Raw genomic sequence first — 21,389 nt, forward strand, 5'->3', positions numbered from 1 at the left:
CGGACGACGCCGCCCGGCCGGAGACGCGGGCCCGCCGGCTACCCGGCGAACGGCCCGGGCGGCGTCGTGCACCACAGCGCGGCGCCCGCGAACAGCGCCGCCCACAGCAGGGACACCAGGGTGCCGATGATGAACTGCTCGCGCTGGCGGGCGTTGGTGAACTCGCCGTAGCGCGCGAGACCCTTGACGGCCACGACCACTCCGATGCCCGCCACCATGCCGGTCAGCAGGGAGACGATGGCGGCGGCGCGCTCCAGCGCCCCGATCACGAGGCCGCCGCGCAGGGGCGGGTCCACGGGCTCGGCCGTGGCCTCGGACTCCGTCCAGGGGCTCGTGGCCGGCTGCGGCCGCTCGTGGGAGACGTCCGCGAACGAGAACACGGCGCGCACCACGGGGTCGCCGGACAGCGATCCGGCCACGAGCAGCGCCGGGTAGGCCCACTCCCGGGGCACGGTGCCCGAGACCCAGGTGAGCACCGCGGTCACGAGCACGAGCGCGGCGGGCAGCACCACCGTGGCGAGGGGTCGGAGGAGGGTCACGGCGTCTGCCTCCCGGCGGCGTGGCGGGCGGGAATCCGCGCGGACTGCGTGGCTCCCTGGTGTGGAGCGCGTGGCGCGTCCGCGGCGGCCCGATCCGGTTCGTGGCCGTCCGCGAGCTGCAGGAGGGCACGGATGCTGTCGCGGGCCTCGCGCTCCTCGTGCCACAGGGCCGCACTCAGTCGGCGGGAGACCGAGGACTGCCCGATGTTGAGCCGCGCGGCCACGGCGTGCTGGGTGAGCCCGGACTCCGCCAGCGTGGCGGCCTCGTGCCCGGCGGGGGAGCGGCGCCCGCGCACGGCGCAGACCAGACCCAGCACGGCCCCGGCCTGCTCGGCCCACTCGTTGCCCCGCACGGCGGGGGTGTCCCGTTCCTTGGCCGCGTTCACGGCCTCCCGCGCCGCCACGAAGGCGGGGCCCGTGGACTCCCGCACGGTTCCGGCCAGCGGCTCGTCCACGGCACCCACGCCCAGTCCCACGTGCCACTGCTCCGTGGCGGTGAGGGCCAGGACGGCGGCGAGGGCGGCGGCGGCGTCGTCGTACAGGGCCTGGAGCTCGTCCCCGGCGTTGACGTCCCAGTCGAGCACCGGGTGGGGGAGGTCGCGCTGCAGCCGGTCACGCTCGGCACGCATGTCCAGACCGTCACGGTCCCGGCGGGACGCGCGGCGGTCGATGGTCAGGACGAACATCCCTGTCCTCCTCCGATATGCGCTTTGAAGCGCATCATATCCAACTATGCGTATCTGGACGCATTACTGTGTGGCCGGTTCAGCGCCCGGTGTCCGTGACCGGCCCCACGTTGTCCACGAGCACGGCGGGGAAGCCGTCCTCGTCCGAGGCCGCGAGGTCGATCCGGGCGTTGATGCCCCAGTCGTGGTGGCCGTCGGGGTCGTCGAAGACCTGCACCACGGTCCAGAACCCGGCCAGGCCCTCGGGGTCCTCGGTGATCCGGATCAGGGAGGGGCCGCGGGACTGGGCGTCGGTGTAGATGTCCTCGTGCTCGTCGAAGTACGCGTCCATCGCGTCCGCCCAGCGGTCGCGGTCCCACCCGGTCTTCTCGTCCAGGGCGCCCAGCACCTTGTCCTTCTCCTGGGCGAAGAGCTCCACCCGCTGGAACAGGGCGTTGCGCACCATCACCCGGAAGGCCCGGCGGTTGGCGGTGACGCCCTCGGGCTGCTCCGCCACGAGCTCCTCGAGGGAGTCCGCGCCGGTTTCCATGGGGGACTCCTCGCCGGACGCGAGCTTCTCCCACTCGTCCAGCAGGGAGTTGTCCGTCTGCCGGATGGACTCCCCGAGCCACTCCACGAGGTCCGTGAGCGCCTCGGTGGTGGCATCCACCGGCACGGTCTGGCGCAGGGCCTTGTACGCGTCCGAGAGGTAGCGCAGCAGAATCCCCTCCGAGCGGGCCAGGCCGTAGAACTGCACGTAGTCCCCGAACGTCATGGCGCGCTCGTACATGTCCCGCACGACCGACTTGGGGGACAGCTCGAACTGCGAGACCCACGGCGAGGAGCCGCGGTAGGTCTCGAAGGCCTGGTCCAGCAGCTCCTTGAGGGGCTGCGGATAGCTGATCTCGTCGAGCTCGCGCATCCGCTCCATGTACTCGAGGCCCTCGGCCTTCATGGTGGCCAGCGCCTCGCCCTTGACCTTCTTCTCCTGCAGGTTCAGCACCTGCCGGGGCTTCTCCAGGGTGGCCTCGATCACGGAGACCACGTCCAGCGCGTAGGTCTCGGACTCCGGGTCCAGCAGCCCCAGGGACGCCAGGGCAAAGGGGGACAGCGGTTGGTTCAGCGCGAAGTTCTCCTGCAGCTCCACGGTGAGCCGGTAGCGGCGTCCGGTCTCGTCCGGCTCGGGAAGCCGCACCACCACACCGGCGCGCAGCAGCTCCTTGAGGATGGCCAGTGCGTGGCGCACGAGGGCCCGCTGCTTGGCGCGGGGCTCGTCCACGGCGGTGAGCAGCCGGTAGCCCGCCGCCAGGTTGTCCCCGGGGCGCTGCAGCATGTTGAGCACCATGGAGTGGGTGATGCCGAACGAGGACGTGAGCTGCTCGGGCTGGGCGGCCACGAGACCGTCGAACGTCTTGCGGCTCCAGGAGACGAAGCCCTCCGGTGCCTTCTTCCGGGGCACCTGGCGCAGCTTCTTCTGGTCGTCCCCGTGCTTGGCGCGGGCCTTGGCCAGGGCGCGCTCGTTCTCGATCACGTGCTCGGGGGCCTGGACCACCACGGTGCCCGCGGTGTCGTAGCCCGCGCGTCCGGCGCGGCCCGCGATCTGGTGGAACTCGCGTGCGCTCAGGCGGCGGGTGCGGCGACCGTCGTACTTGGAGAGTGCCGTGAGCAGCACGGTGCGGATGGGGACGTTGATGCCCACGCCCAGGGTGTCCGTGCCGCAGATGACCTTGAGCAGACCGGTCTGGGCCAGCTGCTCGACGAGCCGACGGTACTTGGGCAGCATGCCCGCGTGGTGCACGCCGATCCCGTGGCGCACGAGCCGGTTCAGGGTCTTGCCGAAGCCCGCCGAGAACCGGAAGTCCTTGATGAGCTCCGCGACCCGCTGCTTCTCCTCCTTGCTCAGCACGTCCACGGACATCAGGTTCTGCGCCTGCTCCGCGGCCGCCAACTGGGAGAAGTGCACCACGTAGACGGGGGCCTGGTGGGTGGTGAGCAGCTCCTCGAGCTCCTCGTGGATGGGGCGTTCGGAGTAGTAGTGGTGCAGGGGAATGGGCCGCTCCACCGAGCAGACCAGGGACGTGGTGCGCCCCGTGGTCTCCTCGAGCCGGTGCTCGATCCGGGTGGTGTCCCCCAGAGTGGCGCTCATGAGCAGGAACTGGCCCTGCGGCAGCTCGATGAGCGGCACCTGCCACGCCCACCCGCGCTGCGGGTCCGCGTAGAAGTGGAACTCGTCCATGACCACCACGCCGAGGTCCGCGTCCGGGCCCTCCCGCAGGGCCACGTTCGCGAGGATCTCCGCCGTGCAGCACACGATGGGCGCCTCGGCGTTCACTGCAGAGTCCCCGGTGACCATGCCCACGTTCTCCGCCCCGAAGATCTCGCACAGGTCGAAGAACTTCTCGGACACGAGTGCCTTGATGGGCGCGGTGTAGTACGAGCGCTGCCCCCGCGCGAGCGCCGCGAAGTGCGCCGCTACGGCCACCGTGGACTTCCCGGAGCCGGTGGGCGTTGCGAGGATCACGTTGGAGCCGTTGGCCACCTCCAGCACGGCCTCGTCCTGCGCGGGGTACAGCTCCATGTCCCGCGAGGCGATCCAGCCGAGGAACCCCTCGTAGATCTCGTCCTCGCTCAGCGGGTTGGAGGCGAAGTCCCCCCGCAGGTACTGGTGACCGGGGGCGGAGAGGTCTGGGGCGAGGGAGTCGAGGAGTTTCATCCCGGTCAGCCTAGCGGCCGGCGGGGACACCCACACGGGACCCGTCAGTCCACGACGACGCCGCGCCCGGCCTTCGCATCCGCGCGGCGGCACAGCAGCGCGAACACCGCTCCGGAGAGGTTGTGCCACACGGAGAACACGGCTCCGGGCAGGGCCGCCAGGGGCGACATGTACTGCGCGGCCAACCCGGCGGCGAGCCCCGAGTTCTGCATCCCCACTTCGATGGCGGTGGTGCGCCGCACGGGCGCGGGCTGAGCGGTCAGGCGGCCCACGAGCCACCCCAGGGTCATGCCCAGGGCGTTGTGCACCGCCACGGCCACCAGCACGAGCAGGCCGGCCTGCAGGATCTTGTCCGCGGAGCCCGAGACCACGATGGCCACGATCACGGCGATGGTGAGGACCGAAAGCCACGGGAGCACCGGCAGCAGGCGCGTCACCACGCGCGGCAGCGCCAGGCGCACCACGAGGCCGAGCAGGACGGGCAGCAGCACCACCAGGGCGATGGATTTGGCCATGGACCCGCCGTTGAGCGGCATGTACGCGCCGGCCAACCACAGGGTGAGCACCGGAGTGAGCAGCGGCGCCAGGAGCGTGGAGATGGACGTCATGGTCACGGACACCGCCACGTCACCGCGGGCCAGGTAGGAGACCACGTTGGAGGCCGTGCCACCGGGGGCGCAGCCCACCAGGATCACGCCGGCGGCGATCTCGGGCGGCAGCTGCAGGGCCCAGGAGACGAGCACCGCGATCCCCGGCATGAGCACGTACTGGGCCAGGACCCCCACCAGGATGGGCACGGGCCGCCGGGCCACCAGTGCGAAGTCCGCGGGGCGCAGGGTCAGTCCCATGCCGAACATCACGAGCCCCAGCAGCGGGTTCGTCCAGGGTGCGGCCTGGTGCACGGCGGGCGCGAACAGGTACCCCGCAGCACCACCGGCCAGGACGAGGAGCGGGAAGACCAGGACCGCCACGTAGGCGGCGCGGTCGGCGGAGGACCGGGCGGCAGCGGCGTCGTCGTCCCGCGGGGCGCGGGCGGGGGAGACGCTCACCAGCCGCGCTCTTCCCACTCCTGCAGGTGCGGCCGCTCGGCACCCAGCGTGGTGGGGGCACCGTGGCCCGGGTGGATCACGGTGTCGTCGTCGAAGCGGTCGAAGAGCCGCTCGGTGACGTCCTGGAAGAGCTGGCGGAAGTCCTCGGGGGAGGAGGTCTTGCCGAGCCCGCCGGGGAACAGGGAGTCCCCGGTGAAGATGTGGGCGGGGCCGTCCGGGTCCCGGTAGACCACGGCGATGGAACCGGGGGTGTGCCCGCGCAGCTCGACGATCTCCAGCTCGAGCCCGTCCAGCTCGGCGGTGTCCCCGTGGTCGAAGGTGAGGTCCATGGGAACGGCGATGTCGTTCTCGTCCGCCGCACCGCAGGCCGTCATGGCCTCGGAGTGCGTGGCCACGTTCTCCAGGGCGCGCACGTGGTCCCAGTGGGAGTGCGTGGTGACGATCAGCTGCAGGTTGCCCCAGTCCGAGCAGTCGCCGGAGCCGGCGGCCACCATGCCCGCAATGGCGCGGGCGTCGTCGGCGGCGTCGATGAGCACCTGCGTGCCCTCGGACTTGGAGGTGAGCAGGTACACGTTGTTGTCCATGTCGCTCACGGAAATCCGCCGGATGGTGATGTCGGTGAGTTCCGTGACCTCGGTCTGCGTGGCGATCATGCCCACGAGTGTAGGCCGCGAGCCCGGGCACGGGCGAACGGCGGTAGCCCCCGGGAGGGCGTGCCCCCGCGCCCGTGGACAGCCCAGCGGTGCAGATATATAGTTGCGTGAAACAAATATCGCCGCGGGGGACGAGTGCGCCCGCCGCACGGAGGGGAGGGGGTCGCGCGGTGAGCGTGTCCCACGGCACCGCGCAGGACCTGGTGCGCAACCTGCTGGAGCTGCAGAGCGCCACGCGGCGCGTGCTCAAGGCGTCGGCCGCGCACCGGGAACTGAGCGTGGTGCAGACGACCATCCTCACGCTGCTGAGCTGCACGCCAGGGCGCCGCGCCAAGGACATCGTGGCCGAGTCCGCGCTGGGCGCCTCGGGCATGAGCCGCCACCTCGCCGTGCTGGAGCAGCTCGGGCACGTGGCCCGCACGCCGGACCCCGCGGACGGCCGGGCGCAGATCGTGCACCTCACGGCCAGCGGGCGCACCGCGCTCGAGAGCCACCTGCGCGCGGACGCCGAGAGCCTCGCGTCCCGGCTCGGAGACCTGAGCGAGGAGGACGCCGCCCGCACGAGCGACAGCCTCTCCCGGCTCACGGAGCTGTTCCTCGCATCGCTCGGGACGGCCCCCCGAACCGCCACCATCCCGGCGGTGCCCACGGGCGCCGCCGCGTCCCACGACCCCGTCGCATCCCACGACACCACCGACCCCCTGCACCCCGGTGCGTCCGGCACGGCCGGGCGCGGAGAGGAGAACACCCAGTGACAGCCCCCCGAGACACGAGGCGCGGTGGTTCCGCCACGCGCAGCCCCGAGCAGGAGCACCGCGACGTCCTGCAGGCGCTGACCGGCATCCTGGCGGCGTTCTTCATGGCCATGGTCACGCTGACCATCATCGGCACGGCACTGCCCGTGATCATGGCGGACCTCGGAGGGGACCAGACGGCGCTGTCCTGGACCGTCACGGGAACCCTGCTGGCCAACGCCGTGACCACCCCCGTGTGGGGCAAGCTCGCGGACCTCTTCGACAAGAAGAAGCTGCTGCTCATGGCCATCGCGATCTTCGTGGTCGGCTCGGGTGCGGCGGGGCTCTCCACGAGCATCGGCATGCTCGTGGTGGCCCGCGTGATCCAGGGCGTGGGGATGGGCGGTCTCATGGCCCTGGCCCAGACCATCCTGGGCACCATCATCCCGCCGCGAGAGCGCGGGCGGTACGCGGGGTACATGGGTGCGGTCATGGCCGTGGCCACGTCCGTGGGACCGCTGCTGGGCGGTCTGATCGTGGACGCCTTCGGCTGGCGCTGGTGCTTCCTGATCCCCGTTCCGCTGTCCGTGCTCGCGGCCGTGCTGATCGTGAAGACGCTCCACGTCCCCGCGGTCACCCGCGACCGGGCACCCAGGGTCGACGTCCTGGGCATGGCCCTGCTGGCCCTGGCCACCTCCGCCCTGCTGCTGTGGGTCTCCTTCGCGGGCAAGCTCTTCGACTGGGGCTCGTGGCAGGCCGTCCTGCTGCTGGCCGTCGCCGTGGTCGGCGCCGTCGCGTTCGTGGCGGTGGAGCGCCGGGCGAGCGAACCCACCATGCCCCTGCACGTGATCACCGAGCGCACCACCGTGCTCGCCATCGTCGCGGCGATCGCCACGGGCGCGGCCATGTTCGCCTCCACCACCTACCTGGGCCAGTACTTCCAGCTGGGCCAGGGCTACTCGCCCACGGAGTCCGGTCTGCTGATGCTCCCGCAGGTCGTGGGCTCGTTCCTGGGCTCGATGGTTGCCGGGCAGCTGATCTCCCGCTTCGGGCGCTGGAAGCGCGTCCTGATCGTGGGTGCGGTGGTCCTCGCGGTGGGTCTGTTCCTGGGGTCGCACCTGACCCACACCACCCCGGCGTGGCTCGTGGGCGTCTACATCTGCCTCGTGGGTCTGGGTGTGGGCACGCTCAACCAGAACCTGGTGCTCGCCGTCCAGAACACCGTGGGGCTCAAGGACATGGGCTCGGCGTCCTCCGCGGTCGCGTTCTTCCGCACCGTGGGCGGTGCCGTGGCCGTGTCCCTCTTCGGGGCCCTGCTCACCCGCCACCTCGCCTCGGAGATGTCGCGGTTCGCCGCGGAGCACGGGGCGGACCCGTCGGCCACCCCCGACGCCGCCTCGATCGACCTCGCGGGTCTGCCCCCCGCCGTGCTCGAGGCCACCCGCGAGGCCTACGGCACGGGCACCGGGCTCCTGTTCCTCGTGGCGGGCTTCGCCTCGCTCGTGACCCTGCTGTGCGTGCTGCTCATGAAGGAGACGCCGCTGCGCACCACCGTGGACGTCGCGGAGGTGGACCCGGACACCGGGGAGATCACCGTGGTGACGCGGCGCGTGGACCCCGTGGAGGCCGCCGGTCTGCGCATGGAGCGGGCGGAGACGGGACAGATCCCGGTGATCGACCCGAACGCGTCCGGGCTGCGGCGCGGGCGCGGGGAGGAGCGGGGCGCCCCGCGCGGCGCCCATGCGGCGTCGGACGCGGAACCCGAGGAGCTGCCCCGGGACGACGACGCCGCCCGCGCACCCCACGCGCCCACCGGCAGGGCCCGCCACCGGGCCTGATCCGGGCCCGCCGGGAGGGCCGGTGGGCGTGTCGGGGCCGGGTACTAGAGTGGCAGCCGTGTCAGAGCGAACCCACGAAACGTCCAGCGACCGCCAGCCCACGTCCGTGCACGCGCCCGCCACGCGCGCCTCCGGGGTCTCGGACCTCACGGAGATCGTGGTGCAGGGCGCCCGCGAGCACAACCTCAAGAACGTGGACCTCACCATCCCCCGGGACTCCATGGTCGTGTTCACGGGTCTGTCCGGGTCCGGGAAGTCCTCCCTCGCGTTCGACACCATCTTCGCGGAGGGCCAGCGCCGCTACGTGGAGTCGCTGTCCTCCTACGCCCGCATGTTCCTGGGACGCGTGGACAAGCCGGACGTGGACTTCATCGAGGGCCTGTCACCGGCAGTGTCCATCGACCAGAAGTCCACCTCGCGCAACCCGCGCTCCACGGTGGGCACCATCACGGAGATCTACGACTACATGCGTCTGCTGTGGGCGCGCATCGGCCACCCCCACTGCCCCGTGTGCGGCGAGCCCATCACCAAGCAGACCCCCCAGCAGATCGTGGACCAGCTGCTCGAGCTCCCGCAGCGCACGCGCTTCATGGTCCTCGCGCCCGTGGTCAAGGGCCGCAAGGGCGAGTTCCAGGACCTCTTCCAGCAGCTGAGCCAGCAGGGCTACGCGCGCGCTGTGGTGGACGGGGAGACCGTCCAGCTCGAGGACGCCCCCAAGCTCAAGAAGCAGTACAAGCACACCATCGACGTGGTGGTGGACCGGCTCACCGCCAAGCCGGACGCCCGCCAGCGCCTCACCGATTCCGTGGAGACGGCGCTGAACCTCGCGGAGGGCCGCGTGGTCATCGAGATCGTCACGCGCGAGGGCGAGGAGTCCCCGTGGCAGGACGAGCGGCGCACGTTCTCCGAGAACCTGGCGTGCCCCAACGAGCACGAGCTGCAGACCGACGAGATCGAGCCCCGATCGTTCTCCTTCAACGCGCCGTTCGGGGCGTGCCCGAAGTGCGACGGCATCGGCTCACGGCTCGAGGTGGACGAGGACCTCGTGGTGCCCAACCCGGACCTCTCCCTCGTGGAGGGCGCGATTGCCCCGTGGTCCCTCGGAAAGGCCACGAGCGAGTACTGGAACCGGCTGCTCGCGGGCCTCGGCAAGGAGGTGGGCTTCGACATGGTCACGCCGTGGAAGGACCTGCCCGCCAAGGCCCGCAAGGCCGTGCTGGAGGGCAAGGACTACAAGGTCACCGTGGCGTACCGCAACCGCTGGGGCCGCGAGCGCAAGTACTCGCAGGGCTTCGAGGGTGTGTACGGCTACATCAAGCGCAAGCACGAGGAGACCGAGTCCGACCACGCCAAGGACCGCTACGAGCAGTACATGCGCCAGGTGGCGTGCCCCGAGTGCGGCGGTGCGCGCCTGAACCCCACCATCCTGGGGGTCACCGTGGGGGGCAAGAGCATCGCGGAGGCCACACGGCTGCCCATGCGGGAGTCGCTCACGTTCTTCGAGGAGCTCACGCTGGACTCCCGGGAGGCGAAGATCGGCGACCAGGTGCTCAAGGAGATCGTGGCGCGCCTGACGTTCCTGATCGACGTCGGGCTGGACTACCTCAACCTGGAGCGCGCCGCGGCCACGCTGTCCGGCGGCGAGGCGCAGCGCATCCGGCTGGCCACGCAGATCGGCGCGGGGCTCGTGGGTGTGCTCTACGTGCTGGACGAGCCCTCGATCGGGCTGCACCAGCGGGACAACCGCCGGCTCATCGACACCCTGCTGCGGCTGCGGGACATGGGCAACACGCTCATCGTGGTGGAGCACGACGAGGACACCATGCGCGAGGCGGACTGGATCGTGGACGTGGGCCCCGGTGCCGGCGTGCACGGCGGAGACGTGGTGCACTCCGGCACCTACGACGAGCTGCTGCAGAACCGGGAGTCCATCACCGCGGACTACCTCACGGGGCGCCGGCTCATCGAGGTGCCGCAGAAGCGGCGGCCGGTCGACAAGAAGCGGCAGCTCACGGTGGTGGGTGCGCGGGAGAACAACCTGCAGAACCTCACCGTGGACTTCCCCCTGGGCGTCTTCGTGGCGGTCACGGGCGTCTCGGGCTCCGGCAAGTCCACGCTGGTCAACGACATCCTCTACACGAGTCTCGCGAACAAGCTCAACGGGGCCAAGCAGGTGCCCGGGCGGCACCGGCGGATCGACGGCCTGGAGCACCTGGACAAGGTGGTCCACGTGGACCAGAGCCCCATCGGCCGCACCCCGCGCTCCAACCCGGCCACCTACACGGGTGTGTTCGACCGCATCCGCAAGCTCTTCGCGGAGACGCAGGAGGCCAAGGTGCGCGGCTACCAGCAGGGCCGCTTCTCCTTCAACGTCAAGGGCGGGCGCTGCGAGGCGTGCTCCGGTGACGGCACCCTGAAGATCGAGATGAACTTCCTCCCGGACGTCTACGTCCCGTGCGAGGTGTGCAAGGGCGCCCGGTACAACAGGGAGACCCTGGAGGTGCACTACAAGGGCAAGAACATCGCCGAGGTCCTCGACATGCCCATCGAGGAGGCCGCGGAGTTCTTCGCGCCGTTCGCGGCGATTGCGCGCTACCTCAACACCCTGGTGGAGGTGGGCCTGGGCTACGTGCGCCTGGGCCAGCCCGCCACCACGCTCTCGGGCGGTGAGGCGCAGCGGGTGAAGCTCGCGGCGGAGCTGCAGAAGCGGGCCAACGGCCGGACCATCTACGTGCTGGACGAGCCCACCACCGGACTGCACTTCGAGGACATCCGCAAGCTGCTCATGGTGCTGCAGAGCCTCGTGGACAAGGGCAACAGCGTGATGACCATCGAGCACAACCTGGACGTGGTGAAGTCCGCGGACTGGATCGTGGACCTCGGACCCAACGGCGGCTCCGGGGGCGGCACGGTGGTCGCCCAGGGCACGCCCGAGCAGGTCGCGCAGATCGAGGAGAGCTTCACGGGCCAGTTCCTGCGGGAGGTGCTCGAGAACTCCGCGCAGCGCGAGGCCGCACACCGCTCCGGTGGAAAGGTCGGCGCCTCCAGCAGGAGGACCGCGGGGGCCGCCGCCGCGGCGGGCTCGTGATGGCGCAGCGACCCGTCGTCCTGTGGGATCTGGACGGCACCGTCCTGGACCCCGCGGGCGCCATCACCGAGGGCATGGCCGAGGCCCTCTGGACGTGCGGTTTCGAGGCGCCCGAGAACCTCGACCGCTTCGTGGGCCCGCCCATCGGCGAGTCGCTGCGGCGCTTCACGGACGTGCCCGAGGAGATGATCGCCCAGGTGGTCTCCGTCTACCGGGCGGGCTACCTCACGGAGGGGCTCGAGCGCACGCGGGTGTACCCCGGCATCCTGCCCGTACTGGAGCAGCTCAGGGATGCCGGTGTGCGGCAGGCGGTGGCCACGCAGAAGCCCGAGCACATTGCCACGGAGGTGGTGGCCCGCTTCGACCTCGCCCCGTACTTCGAGACCGTGAGCGGTGCCGCGGACGACCTCGTCCCGCCGCGCGGGGGCTGCGGGCAGGTCCACGACAAGCCCGCCATCATCGGCGAGGCACTGCGCCGGCTCGGTGCCCTGCCCCCGGACCCCGCGCACACCGTCATGGTCGGGGACCGCAGCTACGACGCCGACGGCGCCCGCAGCCACGGTCTCGACTGCCTCGGTGTCGCGTGGGGTTTCGCGGGCCCGGGGGAGCTGGAGCAGGGGTGTGCCGCAGTCGCCGGGGAGCCCGGGGATTTGGCACACTTGCTCCGTCGGTACACGGAGCACTAGGGAGCGCGGGCAATGATCACCAAGTACGACCTCACCAAGGCCACGGTGGCGCGCGCGCTGAAGCTCACGTCCAGGCCCGTGATCACGGGCCTGGACCGGCTGCCCCAGAGCGGTCCCGTGATCATTGCCGCCAACCACCTGACCTTCCTGGACTCCGTGATCATCTCCGCATTCATGCCCCGACGCGTGAAGTTCATCGCCAAGGCCGAGTACGTGAACAGCCCGGGGATCAAGGGTCGTGTCATGCGGGACGCCTTCGAGTTCATCGACATCATTCCCGTGGCCCGCGGCCAGCAGAGCGAGTCGGTGGCCGCCCTGCAGCCCGCCGTGGAGCACCTGCGCGAGGGCAAGGTCTTCGGCATCTACCCCGAGGGCACCCGCTCCCGGGACGGCTACCTGTACCGCGGTCACTCCGGTGTGGCGTACCTCGCCCACCTCACCGGTGCCCCCGTGGTCCCGGTGGGCATGATCGGCACGCAGCGGCTGCAGCCGCCGGGGGCCACCATGATCCGCCCGGCGAAGTTCGAGATGCACGTGGGAGAGCCCATCACGGTGGCCCGCTCGGGGGAGCGGCAGACGGGGAAGATGCGCAAGGAGCTCGTGGCGCAGGTCATGGACGCCATCGCGGCACTCTCCGGCCAGCCCCGCAAGGACGTCTACAACGTGTCCCCCTCGGCGGCGAGAGACCTCGGGCGTGGCTGATCCCGCCAGCTACAGGCCCGCACGTCAGGACATCCCCACGAACCCCGGGGTGTACCGGTTCCGGGACGAGCACGGCCGCGTCATCTACGTGGGCAAGGCCAAGAACCTGCGCAACCGGCTGTCGTCCTACTTCGCGCCGCTGCACCAGCTCTCGCCCAAGACCCGGGCCATGGTCACCACGGCTGCCGCGGTGCAGTGGACGGTGGTGGGCTCCGAGTTCGAGTCCCTGCAGCTCGAGTACACGTGGATCAAGGAGTTCGCCCCGCGGTTCAACATCGCCTACCGGGACGACAAGTCCTACCCGTACCTGGCGGTCACGATGTCCGAGGACGTCCCCCGGGCCATGGTCACCCGCGGGGAGAAGAAGCCCGGCAACCGGTACTTCGGCCCCTACTCCCAGGCCTGGGCCATCCGTGACACCCTGGACGCCCTGCTGCGGGTGTTCCCCGTGCGCACGTGCACCAAGGGCGTGTACCAGCGGGCCGAGCGCAGCGGCAGGCCGTGCCTGCTGGGCTACATCGACAAGTGCTCCGCGCCGTGCGTGGGGGAGATCTCCCAGGAGGAGCACCGTCGGCTCGCGGACGACCTCTGCCGCTTCATGGCGGGCCACGCCAGGCCGTACATCCGTGAGCTCACCCGGCAGATGAACGAGGCCGCCGAGCGCATGGACTTCGAGACCGCTGCCGCGCGCCGGGACGATGTCGGGGCACTGGAGCGGGCCTTCGAGCGCAACACGGTGGTCCTCGCGGACACCACGGACGCGGACTTCTTCGCCATCGCGGAGGACGAGCTGGAGGCCGCCGTCCAGGTGTTCTACGTGCGCGGCGGCCGCATCCGCGGGCAGCGCGGCTGGATCACGGAGAAGGTGGAGGACGTCACCACCGCCGAGCTCATGACCAACCTGCTGCAGCAGGTCTACGGCGAGGCGCAGACGGGGCTGGCCCCGGCGGCATCGGGCCGCAGGAAGCCCGCGGCGCAGGGCAGCGAGGACGTGGTGGGCCAGCACCGCCGCACCTCGGAGCTCGCCTACCGCCAGGACACCATCCCGCGCACCGTGTACGTCTCCACCGAGCCGGACGAGGCGGACGAGATCCGCGGCTGGCTCAGCCAGCTGCGCGGCTCGCAGGTCACCGTGCAGCGCCCGCAGCGCGGGGACAAGGCACAGCTGCTGGAGACCGTGGCGGAGAACGCGCGGCAGGCACTCGCCCTGCACAAGTCCCGCCGTGCGGGGGACCTCACCACGCGCTCGGCCTCCCTGCAGCAGCTGCAGGAGGCCCTGGGGCTGCCGGACGCGCTGATGCGCATCGAGTGCTACGACATCTCCCACGTGCAGGGCACCAACGTGGTGGCTTCCATGGTGGTGTTCGAGGACGGCCTGCCGCGCAAGTCCGAGTACCGCAAGTTCTCGATCACCGGGGACGCCGCGCGGGACGACACCGCCTCGATGTACGACGTGATCCACCGCCGGTTCTCCCGCCACGTGGAGCAGCAGCGCCGCGCCGCGGAGAAGGGGCTCAGCACGGGCGAGGTGTCCCCGGACGCCGAGGAGCCCACCTCGCGTGCGTTCGCGTACCCGCCCAACCTCGTGATCGTGGACGGCGGACCGCCCCAGGTGGCCGCGGCGCAGCGCGCCCTGGACGACCTCGGTGTCACGGACGTGCACGTGGTGGGCCTCGCCAAGCGGCTCGAAGAGGTGTGGGTGCCCGACGACGAGTTCCCCGTGATCCTGCCCCGCGCCTCCGAGGGGCTCTTCCTGATGCAGCGCGTCCGGGACGAGGCGCACCGCTTCGCGATCACCTTCCACCGGCAGAAGCGCTCCAAGGCCATGACGGTCTCCGCGCTGGACGAGGTCCCGGGGCTCGGCCCCGCGAAGCAGAAGGCGCTGCTGAAGCACTTCGGCTCCGTGAAGAAGCTGCGCGCGGCCACGCCCGAGGAGATCCTGGAGGTCAAGGGCTTCGGTCCCGCACTGGCCGTGAAGGTGGCCGAGTCCCTGGGAGGGGAGCGGGCGGCGTCGTCCGAACCGGGGGTCGACACCGGAACGGGCGAACTCCTGGAGTGAATCTGGTCTACCCTGAAGGGGAACCTTGCAGTCGGCAGATGAGGCGGTCCACCACCCCATGAGCACCCCACCTCCGGACGCCGAGACCCCCGCCCTGAAGCCCGTGAAACCCCCCACGGCGGAACTGCTGATCGTCACGGGGATGTCCGGTGCCGGGCGCTCCACCGCCGCGAACGCCCTGGAGGACCAGGGCTGGTACGTCGTGGACAACCTGCCCCCGCAGATGCTGGGAACCCTGGCGGACCTGGCCTCCCGCACCCCGCAGACCCTGCCCAGGCTGGCAGTGGTGATCGACGTGCGCGGCAAGGCGCTGTTCAACGACATGAAGGAGACCCTGGCGGCCCTGGAGACCTCCGGCGTGGAGTTCTCCGTGCTGTTCCTCGAGGCCTCTGACGAGGTGCTCGTCTCCCGCTACGAGCTGCAGCGACGGCCGCACCCCCTGCAGGCGGGCGGGCGGATCCTGGACGGCATCAGAGCCGAGCGGGAGCTGCTGCGGGACCTGCGGGAGACCGCGGACTCCGTGCTGGACACCACGTCCTTCAACGTCCACGCCCTCACCAAGGCCGTGGCGGACATGTTCTCCACGAGCGGTCCCGTGGTGCTGCGCCTCACGGTCATGAGCTTCGGCTTCAAGTACGGGGTGCCCGCGGACGCCAACTACGTGGCCGACGTCCGATTCATCCCCAACCCGCACTGGGTGCCCGCCCTGCGTCCCCGCACGGGCAAGGACCCCGAGGTGCGGGACTATGTGTTCGCCACCGAGGGCGCGCAGACCTTCGTGGACCGTTTCGTGGCCATGCTCGAACCGGTTTTCGCGGGATACCGCAACGAGAGCAAGCACTACGCCACCATTGCCATCGGCTGCACGGGTGGCAAGCACCGTTCAGTGGCGATCACCGAGGAAGTGGCCCGCCGGCTCAGCAAGTCCCCGCGTGTGACCGTCAACCTCCAGCACCGGGACATGGGCCGCGAGTAGTCCCGACCCCCAGACGTTACGGAAACCATGAGCACCTTTCCCACCACGGGCGCACTGCCCCGGCTGCCGCTGAGCAGCCGGCGGGACGTGGACCCCTACCACTCCCTGGACCCCGCCGCCCGGGACGCCCTCACGGACGCCGACTCCGTGGTGGCCCTCGGCGGCGGCCACGGTCTCTCCGCGAGCCTCTCCGCCCTGCGGCTGCTGGCCCCCGCGCTCACGGCGGTGGTCACCGTCGCGGACGACGGCGGCTCGTCCGGGCGGCTGCGCGACGACCTCGGCGTGCTGCCCCCGGGGGACCTGAGGATGGCCCTGGCCGCCCTGTGCGACGACTCGCAGTGGGGCCGGACGTGGAGCGACGTGATGCAGCACCGCTTCAGCGTCAAGGCGCACCCGGACGAGGGCCTGGACAACCACGCCCTGGGCAACCTGCTGATCGTCACCCTGTGGGAGCTGCTCGGCGACCCCGTGGAGGGGCTGCGCTGGGCCGGGGCCCTGCTCGGGGCCCGCGGCCAGGTGCTGCCCATGAGCTGCGTGCCGCTCGTGATCGAGGGGGACGTGTCCCCGGGCAGCAGCCCCACGGTGGCCTGCCCGCCCGAGTCCGTCACCCGCACGGTCACGGGCCAGTCCCGGCTGGCCAAGGAGGCGGACGTCTGCAACGTGCGGCTGTCTCCCCAGGACGCCCCGGCGTGCCCCGAGGCCGTGAGCGCGATCGAGGAGGCTTCCTGGGTGGTGCTCGGCCCCGGCTCGTGGCACACCTCGGTGCTGCCGCACCTGCTGCTCCCGCAGCTGCGGGACGCCATCTGCGCGTCCCCGGCCAGGCGCCTGGTCACCCTGAACCTGTCCCGTGACTCGGAGACCCTCAGCATGGGATCGGGGGACCAGCTGCGGATCCTGCAGCGCTACGCCCCGGACCTCCGCCTGGACGTGGTGCTCGCAGACCCCTCCGCGGCGGAGTCCCCCAAGGACGTGGAGGCCGCGGCCGCCCAGCTCGGTGCTGTGGTGCACTGGGACTCGCTGCGGGACAAGGACGGCAGCTCGGTGCACAACCCCTTCAAACTGGCCGCGGCCTACCAGCAGATCATGAACGCGGAGCGCTGAGCGGGTCCGTCCCGTCCGCACCGCCCGTACTCGGCAAGGAGATCGACGTCTATGGCATTGACCGCCTCGGTCAAGGAAGAACTCGCCCACCTGCAGGTGCGCAAGTCCGCGGTGCGGGCGGCGGAGCTGTCCGCGCTGCTGCGCTTCGCGGGAGGACTGCACATCGTGGGCGGACGCATCGTGGTGGAGGCGGAGCTCGACACGGAATCCGTGGCCCGGCGCGCGGCGCGCACGGTGGGGGAGGTCTTCGGCCACGACTGCGAGCTCGGCGTGATCAGCGGCGGCGGTCTGCGGCGTGACCGCTCGTGGGTGGTCCGGGTCGCCCGTGACGGCGAGGCCCTCGCGCGGCGCACGGGGCTGCTTGACGCCCACGGGCGCCCGGTGCGTGGTCTGCCGCCCACGGTGGTCAACGGCAGCACCGAGGAGTCCGCTGCAGTGATCCGCGGCGCGTTCCTGGCCCACGGCTCGCTCACGGAGCCGGGCCGTGCGGCCGCCATGGAGTTCACGTGCCCCGGGCCCGAGGCCGCGCTGGCGCTCGTGGGCTCCGCCCGCCGTCTGGACGTGCTCGCCAAGGCGCGCCAGGTGCGCGGCGTGGACCGCGTCGTCGTGCGGGACGGGGACACGATTGCCGCCCTGCTCACCCGGCTGGGGGCCCACCGCGCACTGCTGCAGTGGGAGGACCGCCGCATGCGCAAGGAGGTGCGGGCCACGGCCAACCGGCTCGCCAACTTCGACGACGCCAACCTCCGCCGCTCCGCGCAGGCGGCCGTCACGGCCGGGGCCAAGGTGGAGCGCGCCCTGGACGTCCTGGGCGACGACGCCCCGGAGCACCTGCGTGCCGCGGGGTGGCTGCGCGTGGCGAACAAGCAGGCGAGCCTGGACGAGCTCGGGCGGCTCTCGGACCCGCCGCTCACCAAGGACGCAATTGCCGGCCGGATCCGGCGGCTGCTCGCCATGGCGGACCGCAAGGCCGAGGAGCTGGGAGTGGCCACCACCTCGGAGTTCGCGGCGCAGGCCGGACAGGAGCAGCGGCGCGGATCGTAGCAGGGCGCGGTGACGGACCGGTGAATGTTGGTTTATGTGGGATCAACGTGTGAGGTGCGATTCACCTCGGAATGCACTGTCATCGGGCCCCGATTCTCGCTAGAATGGACCTGAAAGACGACGGAGGGCCACCGTCCGCCACGAACGTCGGGTGTGGGATTGCTGCCGATTGGTTCCGTTCCCACATTCCGGCGGGCGGGTGTCCACCGCACCCCGACACGCAGAGGAGATCGCAGTGACAGTCAAGGTTGCCATCAACGGATTCGGTCGCATCGGCCGCAACTTCGCGCGGGCGCTGTACACCCACCACGGCCACGACATCGAGCTGGTCGCCGTGAACGACCTCACCGATCCCGAGACGCTCAAGCACCTCTTCGAGTTCGACTCCGTGATGGGCCGTCTGAACGCGGACGTCTCCCTGGACGGCGACGTCATGTCCGTGGACGGCCACGAGGTGAAGTTCTTCGCCGAGGCCGACCCCTCCAAGCTGCCCTGGGGCGAGCTGGGCGTGGACATCGTGGTGGAGTCCACCGGCAAGTTCACCACGGGCCCCAAGATGCAGGCCCACCTGGATGCCGGCGCCAAGAAGGTCGTCCTGTCCGCACCGGGCAAGGAGGTGGACGGCACCTTCGTGTACGGCGTGAACCACGAGTCCTACGACCCCGCCACCATGAACCTGGTCTCCGCGGCCTCCTGCACCACCAACTGCCTGGCGCCGCTGGCGAAGGTCATCAACGACGAGTTCGGCATCGAGCGCGGGCTGATGACCACCATCCACGCCTACACGGGTGACCAGCGCCTGCACGACGCCCCGCACAAGGACCTGCGCCGCGCCCGTGCCGCCGCCCTGAGCATGATCCCCACCACCACCGGTGCCGCCGCTGCCGTGGGTCTCGTGCTCCCCGAGCTCAAGGGCAAGCTGGACGGCTTCGCCGTGCGCGTCCCGGTTCCCACCGGCTCGCTCGTGGACCTCACCGTGGACGTGCGCGAGGACGTCACGGTGGAATCCGTGAACGCCGCCGTGAAGAAGGCCGCCGAGGGTGACTTCAAGGGCATCATCGAGTACTCCGAGGAGGCCCTGGTCTCCAAGGACATCGAGGGCTACGACGTCTCCACCGTGTTCGACGCGCCGCTGACCAAGGTGATCGACAACCAGGTCAAGGTCATCGCGTGGTACGACAACGAGTGGGGCTACACCATCCGGCTCGTGGACTTCGTCTCCTACGTTGCGGATAAGCTCTGACACAGACCGTTCAGTGGCGCCGGTGCCCCAGGGCGCCGGCGCCATTGTCGTCGGTACGCGTTCACCACAGGGAAGGGATGACGGATATGGCCAAGTCGCTGGACGATCTCATTGCCGAGGGGGTTGCGGGGCGCCGCGTTCTCGTGCGCTCGGACCTCAACGTGCCTCTGGACGGTTCCACCGTGACCGATGACGGGCGCGTGCGCGCGTCCCTGCCGGTCCTGGAGAAGCTCGCCCACGCCGGCGCACGGGTCATCGTGATGGCGCACCTCGGGCGCCCCAAGGGCACCGTGGACCCCAAGTACTCCATCAAGCCCGCCGCGGACCGGCTGGCCGAGCTCGCGGACGTGCCGGTCGTCGTCGCCACCGACGTGGTGGGCGAGGACGCGCAGGCCAAGGCCGAGGCGCTGCAGGACGGCCAGATCCTGGTCCTGGAGAACGTGCGCTACGACCCCCGCGAGACCTCCAAGGACGACGCCGAACGCGAGGCTTTCGCGCGCGAGCTCGCGGCGCTCACCGGTGAGAACGGCGCCTACGTGGACGACGCCTTTGGCGCCGTGCACCGCAAGCACGCGTCCGTCTACGACGTCGCGCGCGTGCTGCCCGGCTACCTGGGTGACCTCGTGAAGACCGAGGTGGACGTCCTGAGCAAGGTCATCTCCGATCCCGAGCGCCCGTTCGTGGTGGTCATGGGGGGCTCCAAGGTCTCCGACAAGCTCGCGGTGATCGACAACCTGATCGGCAAGGCGGACTCCCTGCTGATCGGCGGCGGCATGGTGTTCACGTTCCTCGCCGCCCAGGGCTACTCCGTGGGCTCCTCCCTGCTGGAGCAGGACCAGATCGAGACCGTGAAGGGCTACCTGGACCGCGCCGAGAGCGCGGGCACGGAGATCGTGCTGCCCGTGGACGTGGTCTACGCCGCGCGCTTCGCCGAGGACGCCGAGCACGAGGTGCGCCCCGTCGCGGACATCGAGGGCGGGGAGATCGGCGAATCCGGGCTGGGCCTGGACATCGGACCCGAGTCCGCCACGATTTTCGCCGAGAGGATCGCCGGCGCGAAGACCGTGTTCTGGAACGGCCCCGTGGGCGTGTTCGAGATGGCGGCGTTCGCCGGGGGCACCAGGGCCGTGGCCGAGGCCTTGGCCACGTCCGACGCCATGAGCGTGATCGGCGGCGGCGACTCCGCCTCCGCCGTGCGCAACCTGGGCTACCGCGACGAACAGTTCGGCCACATCTCCACCGGCGGCGGCGCATCGCTCGAGTTCATCGAAGGCAAGGAGCTGCCCGGCGTCGTCGCGCTGGGGGCCTGAGTCCGCCACCTGAACCACACGCCGAACCGAGGAGGACGAGCATGACCACGCAGACCAACGGTGCTTTCGACCGCACGCCCCTGATCGCGGGCAACTGGAAGATGAACATGGACCACACGCAGGGGATCGCGCTGCTGCAGAAGCTCGCGTGGACCCTGAAGGACGCCAAGCACGACTTCTCCCGTGTGGAGGTCGCGGTGTTCCCGCCGTTCACGGACCTGCGCTCGGTGCAGTCCCTTGTGGAGGGGGACGGGCTGCAGATCCGCTACGGGGCACAGGACCTCTCCGACCAGGACTCGGGTGCCTACACCGGGGACGTCTCCGGTCAGTTCCTCGCCAAGCTCGGGTGCACCTACGCGCTCGTGGGCCACTCGGAGCGCCGCAGCATCCACGAGGAGTCGGACCGGTTGTGCCGGGACAAGGTCCGCGCGGCCGTCCGGCACAGCCTGACCCCCATGCTGTGCGTGGGCGAGGGGCTCGACGAGCGCCAGGCCGGCAACCACGTGAGCTACACCCTCGAGCAGCTGCGGGGAAGCCTCGACGAGCTCTCCGCGGGGGAGCTCGAGGGTCTCGTGGTGGCCTACGAGCCCGTGTGGGCCATCGGCACCGGCGAGGTGGCCGGTCCGGAGGACGCCCAGGAGATGTGCCACGCCATCCGCGAGGAACTGGGCTCCCTGTACGGCGAGGACTTCGCTCGGGTCACCCGCATCCTCTACGGCGGCTCCGTGAAGTCCTCCAACGTGGCCTCCATCCTCTCCGGCGCGGACGTGGACGGCGCCCTGGTGGGCGGCGCGAGCCTCGACGCCGAGGAGTTCGCCAAGATCGCCCGGTTCGAGCAGCACCTGGTCACCGGCTGATTCCAGACCGCTTCAGCACAGCGCTGCCGCCCCGCCCCGTGGCACTCCCCACGGCGCGGGGCGGCGGTGTTCTCCGGGGCGGGTGCCGCCCCGTGTCCCCGCCCGGAGTCTCCCCGCGGCAGCACGCACCGA

General features: G+C 70.8%; 17 protein-coding genes. 12 read left to right on the top strand and 5 right to left on the bottom strand.

All coding sequences use genetic code 11. The features are described 5' to 3' along the window. Positions 1-38: 38 nt before the first annotated feature. The 5 genes from EAE32_RS07170 to EAE32_RS07190 all read right to left on the bottom strand — a co-directional run bounded on the left by EAE32_RS07170 (position 39) and on the right by EAE32_RS07190 (position 5,619). Entirely contained in the window at positions 39-539 is a 501-nt protein-coding gene (locus EAE32_RS07170; protein ID WP_121845836.1) for a hypothetical protein, read from the bottom strand. Continuing rightward, a complete protein-coding gene (locus EAE32_RS07175) occupies positions 536-1,225 on the bottom strand; it encodes a transcriptional regulator (protein WP_121864601.1) in 690 nt (229 codons plus the stop codon). The genes EAE32_RS07170 and EAE32_RS07175 overlap by 4 nt, the downstream gene beginning before the upstream one ends. A gap of 79 nt (positions 1,226-1,304) precedes the next feature. After that, positions 1,305-3,917 carry a DEAD/DEAH box helicase gene (locus EAE32_RS07180; RefSeq protein WP_121845834.1) on the bottom strand — a complete coding sequence of 871 codons (2,613 nt, stop codon included), beginning with the start codon at positions 3,915-3,917 and terminating at the stop codon, positions 1,305-1,307. A 44-nt stretch (positions 3,918-3,961) separates the two neighbouring features. Continuing rightward, positions 3,962-4,966, bottom strand: a complete 1,005-nt coding sequence (locus EAE32_RS07185) for a bile acid:sodium symporter family protein (RefSeq protein ID WP_121845833.1) — start codon at positions 4,964-4,966, stop codon at positions 3,962-3,964. Next, positions 4,963-5,619, bottom strand: a complete 657-nt coding sequence (locus tag EAE32_RS07190; RefSeq protein ID WP_121845832.1) for an MBL fold metallo-hydrolase — start codon at positions 5,617-5,619, stop codon at positions 4,963-4,965. Before EAE32_RS07190 ends, EAE32_RS07185 begins: the two co-directional genes overlap by 4 nt. A 170-nt stretch (positions 5,620-5,789) precedes the next feature. Between EAE32_RS07190 and EAE32_RS07195 the strand changes: the two genes are divergently transcribed. The 12 genes from EAE32_RS07195 (at position 5,790) to tpiA (ending at position 21,257) form a co-directional block, all read left to right on the top strand. Beyond that, on the top strand, positions 5,790-6,374 hold the full coding sequence (locus EAE32_RS07195; RefSeq protein WP_121864602.1) for a MarR family winged helix-turn-helix transcriptional regulator: 585 nt from the start codon (positions 5,790-5,792) through the stop codon (positions 6,372-6,374). After that, the gene (locus tag EAE32_RS07200) at positions 6,371-8,191 is read left to right on the top strand and encodes an MDR family MFS transporter (RefSeq protein WP_121864603.1); all 1,821 of its coding nucleotides are present in this window, start codon (positions 6,371-6,373) and stop codon (positions 8,189-8,191) included. The genes EAE32_RS07195 and EAE32_RS07200 overlap by 4 nt, the downstream gene beginning before the upstream one ends. A gap of 106 nt (positions 8,192-8,297) precedes the next feature. Continuing rightward, positions 8,298-11,279 (top strand): excinuclease ABC subunit UvrA, encoded by a 2,982-nt coding sequence (gene uvrA, locus EAE32_RS07205; protein WP_121864837.1) that lies wholly within the window; start codon positions 8,298-8,300, stop codon positions 11,277-11,279. After that, on the top strand, positions 11,279-11,965 hold the full coding sequence (locus tag EAE32_RS07210; protein WP_121864604.1) for an HAD hydrolase-like protein: 687 nt from the start codon (positions 11,279-11,281) through the stop codon (positions 11,963-11,965). Before uvrA ends, EAE32_RS07210 begins: the two co-directional genes overlap by 1 nt. 12 nt (positions 11,966-11,977) lie before the next feature. Continuing rightward, the gene (locus EAE32_RS07215) at positions 11,978-12,667 is read left to right on the top strand and encodes a lysophospholipid acyltransferase family protein (RefSeq protein ID WP_121864605.1); all 690 of its coding nucleotides are present in this window, start codon (positions 11,978-11,980) and stop codon (positions 12,665-12,667) included. Further along, positions 12,660-14,726, top strand: coding sequence for an excinuclease ABC subunit UvrC (uvrC, locus tag EAE32_RS07220; RefSeq protein WP_121864606.1), 2,067 nt, complete (start codon positions 12,660-12,662; stop codon positions 14,724-14,726). The genes EAE32_RS07215 and uvrC overlap by 8 nt, the downstream gene beginning before the upstream one ends. A gap of 58 nt (positions 14,727-14,784) precedes the next feature. Then, complete coding sequence (rapZ, locus tag EAE32_RS07225; protein WP_121864607.1) at positions 14,785-15,702, top strand: RNase adapter RapZ; 918 nt, start codon at positions 14,785-14,787, stop codon at positions 15,700-15,702. Between the two features lie 27 nt (positions 15,703-15,729). Then, positions 15,730-16,803: a gluconeogenesis factor YvcK family protein gene (locus tag EAE32_RS07230; RefSeq protein WP_121845415.1), complete on the top strand. Its 1,074-nt coding sequence runs from the start codon at positions 15,730-15,732 to the stop codon at positions 16,801-16,803. Positions 16,804-16,854: 51 nt separating this feature from the next. Beyond that, positions 16,855-17,847 carry a DNA-binding protein WhiA gene (gene whiA, locus EAE32_RS07235; RefSeq protein WP_121864608.1) on the top strand — a complete coding sequence of 331 codons (993 nt, stop codon included), beginning with the start codon at positions 16,855-16,857 and terminating at the stop codon, positions 17,845-17,847. A gap of 235 nt (positions 17,848-18,082) precedes the next feature. Next, a complete protein-coding gene (gene gap, locus EAE32_RS07240; RefSeq protein WP_121864609.1) occupies positions 18,083-19,090 on the top strand; it encodes a type I glyceraldehyde-3-phosphate dehydrogenase in 1,008 nt (335 codons plus the stop codon). An 86-nt stretch (positions 19,091-19,176) separates the two neighbouring features. Then, positions 19,177-20,400, top strand: coding sequence for a phosphoglycerate kinase (locus EAE32_RS07245; RefSeq protein WP_121864610.1), 1,224 nt, complete (start codon positions 19,177-19,179; stop codon positions 20,398-20,400). Between the two features lie 41 nt (positions 20,401-20,441). Continuing rightward, positions 20,442-21,257: a triose-phosphate isomerase gene (gene tpiA, locus EAE32_RS07250; RefSeq protein ID WP_121864611.1), complete on the top strand. Its 816-nt coding sequence runs from the start codon at positions 20,442-20,444 to the stop codon at positions 21,255-21,257. Positions 21,258-21,389: the final 132 nt, after the last annotated feature.

Origin of the sequence: Kocuria tytonicola, from assembly GCF_003687175.1 — a bacterium.
Taxonomy (GTDB): Bacteria; Actinomycetota; Actinomycetes; order Actinomycetales; family Micrococcaceae; genus Kocuria; species Kocuria tytonicola.

Coding starts and splice junctions, on each gene's coding strand:
- EAE32_RS07175 (WP_121864601.1), bottom strand. CDS start 1,225: ATGTTCGTCCTGACCATCGACCGCCGCGCGTCCCGCCGGGACCGTGAC.
- EAE32_RS07180 (WP_121845834.1), bottom strand. CDS start 3,917: ATGAAACTCCTCGACTCCCTCGCCCCAGACCTCTCCGCCCCCGGTCAC.
- EAE32_RS07190 (WP_121845832.1), bottom strand. CDS start 5,619: ATGATCGCCACGCAGACCGAGGTCACGGAACTCACCGACATCACCATC.
- EAE32_RS07210 (WP_121864604.1), top strand. CDS start 11,279: ATGGCGCAGCGACCCGTCGTCCTGTGGGATCTGGACGGCACCGTCCTG.
- EAE32_RS07215 (WP_121864605.1), top strand. CDS start 11,978: ATGATCACCAAGTACGACCTCACCAAGGCCACGGTGGCGCGCGCGCTG.
- rapZ (WP_121864607.1), top strand. CDS start 14,785: ATGAGCACCCCACCTCCGGACGCCGAGACCCCCGCCCTGAAGCCCGTG.
- EAE32_RS07230 (WP_121845415.1), top strand. CDS start 15,730: ATGAGCACCTTTCCCACCACGGGCGCACTGCCCCGGCTGCCGCTGAGC.
- whiA (WP_121864608.1), top strand. CDS start 16,855: ATGGCATTGACCGCCTCGGTCAAGGAAGAACTCGCCCACCTGCAGGTG.
- EAE32_RS07245 (WP_121864610.1), top strand. CDS start 19,177: ATGGCCAAGTCGCTGGACGATCTCATTGCCGAGGGGGTTGCGGGGCGC.
- tpiA (WP_121864611.1), top strand. CDS start 20,442: ATGACCACGCAGACCAACGGTGCTTTCGACCGCACGCCCCTGATCGCG.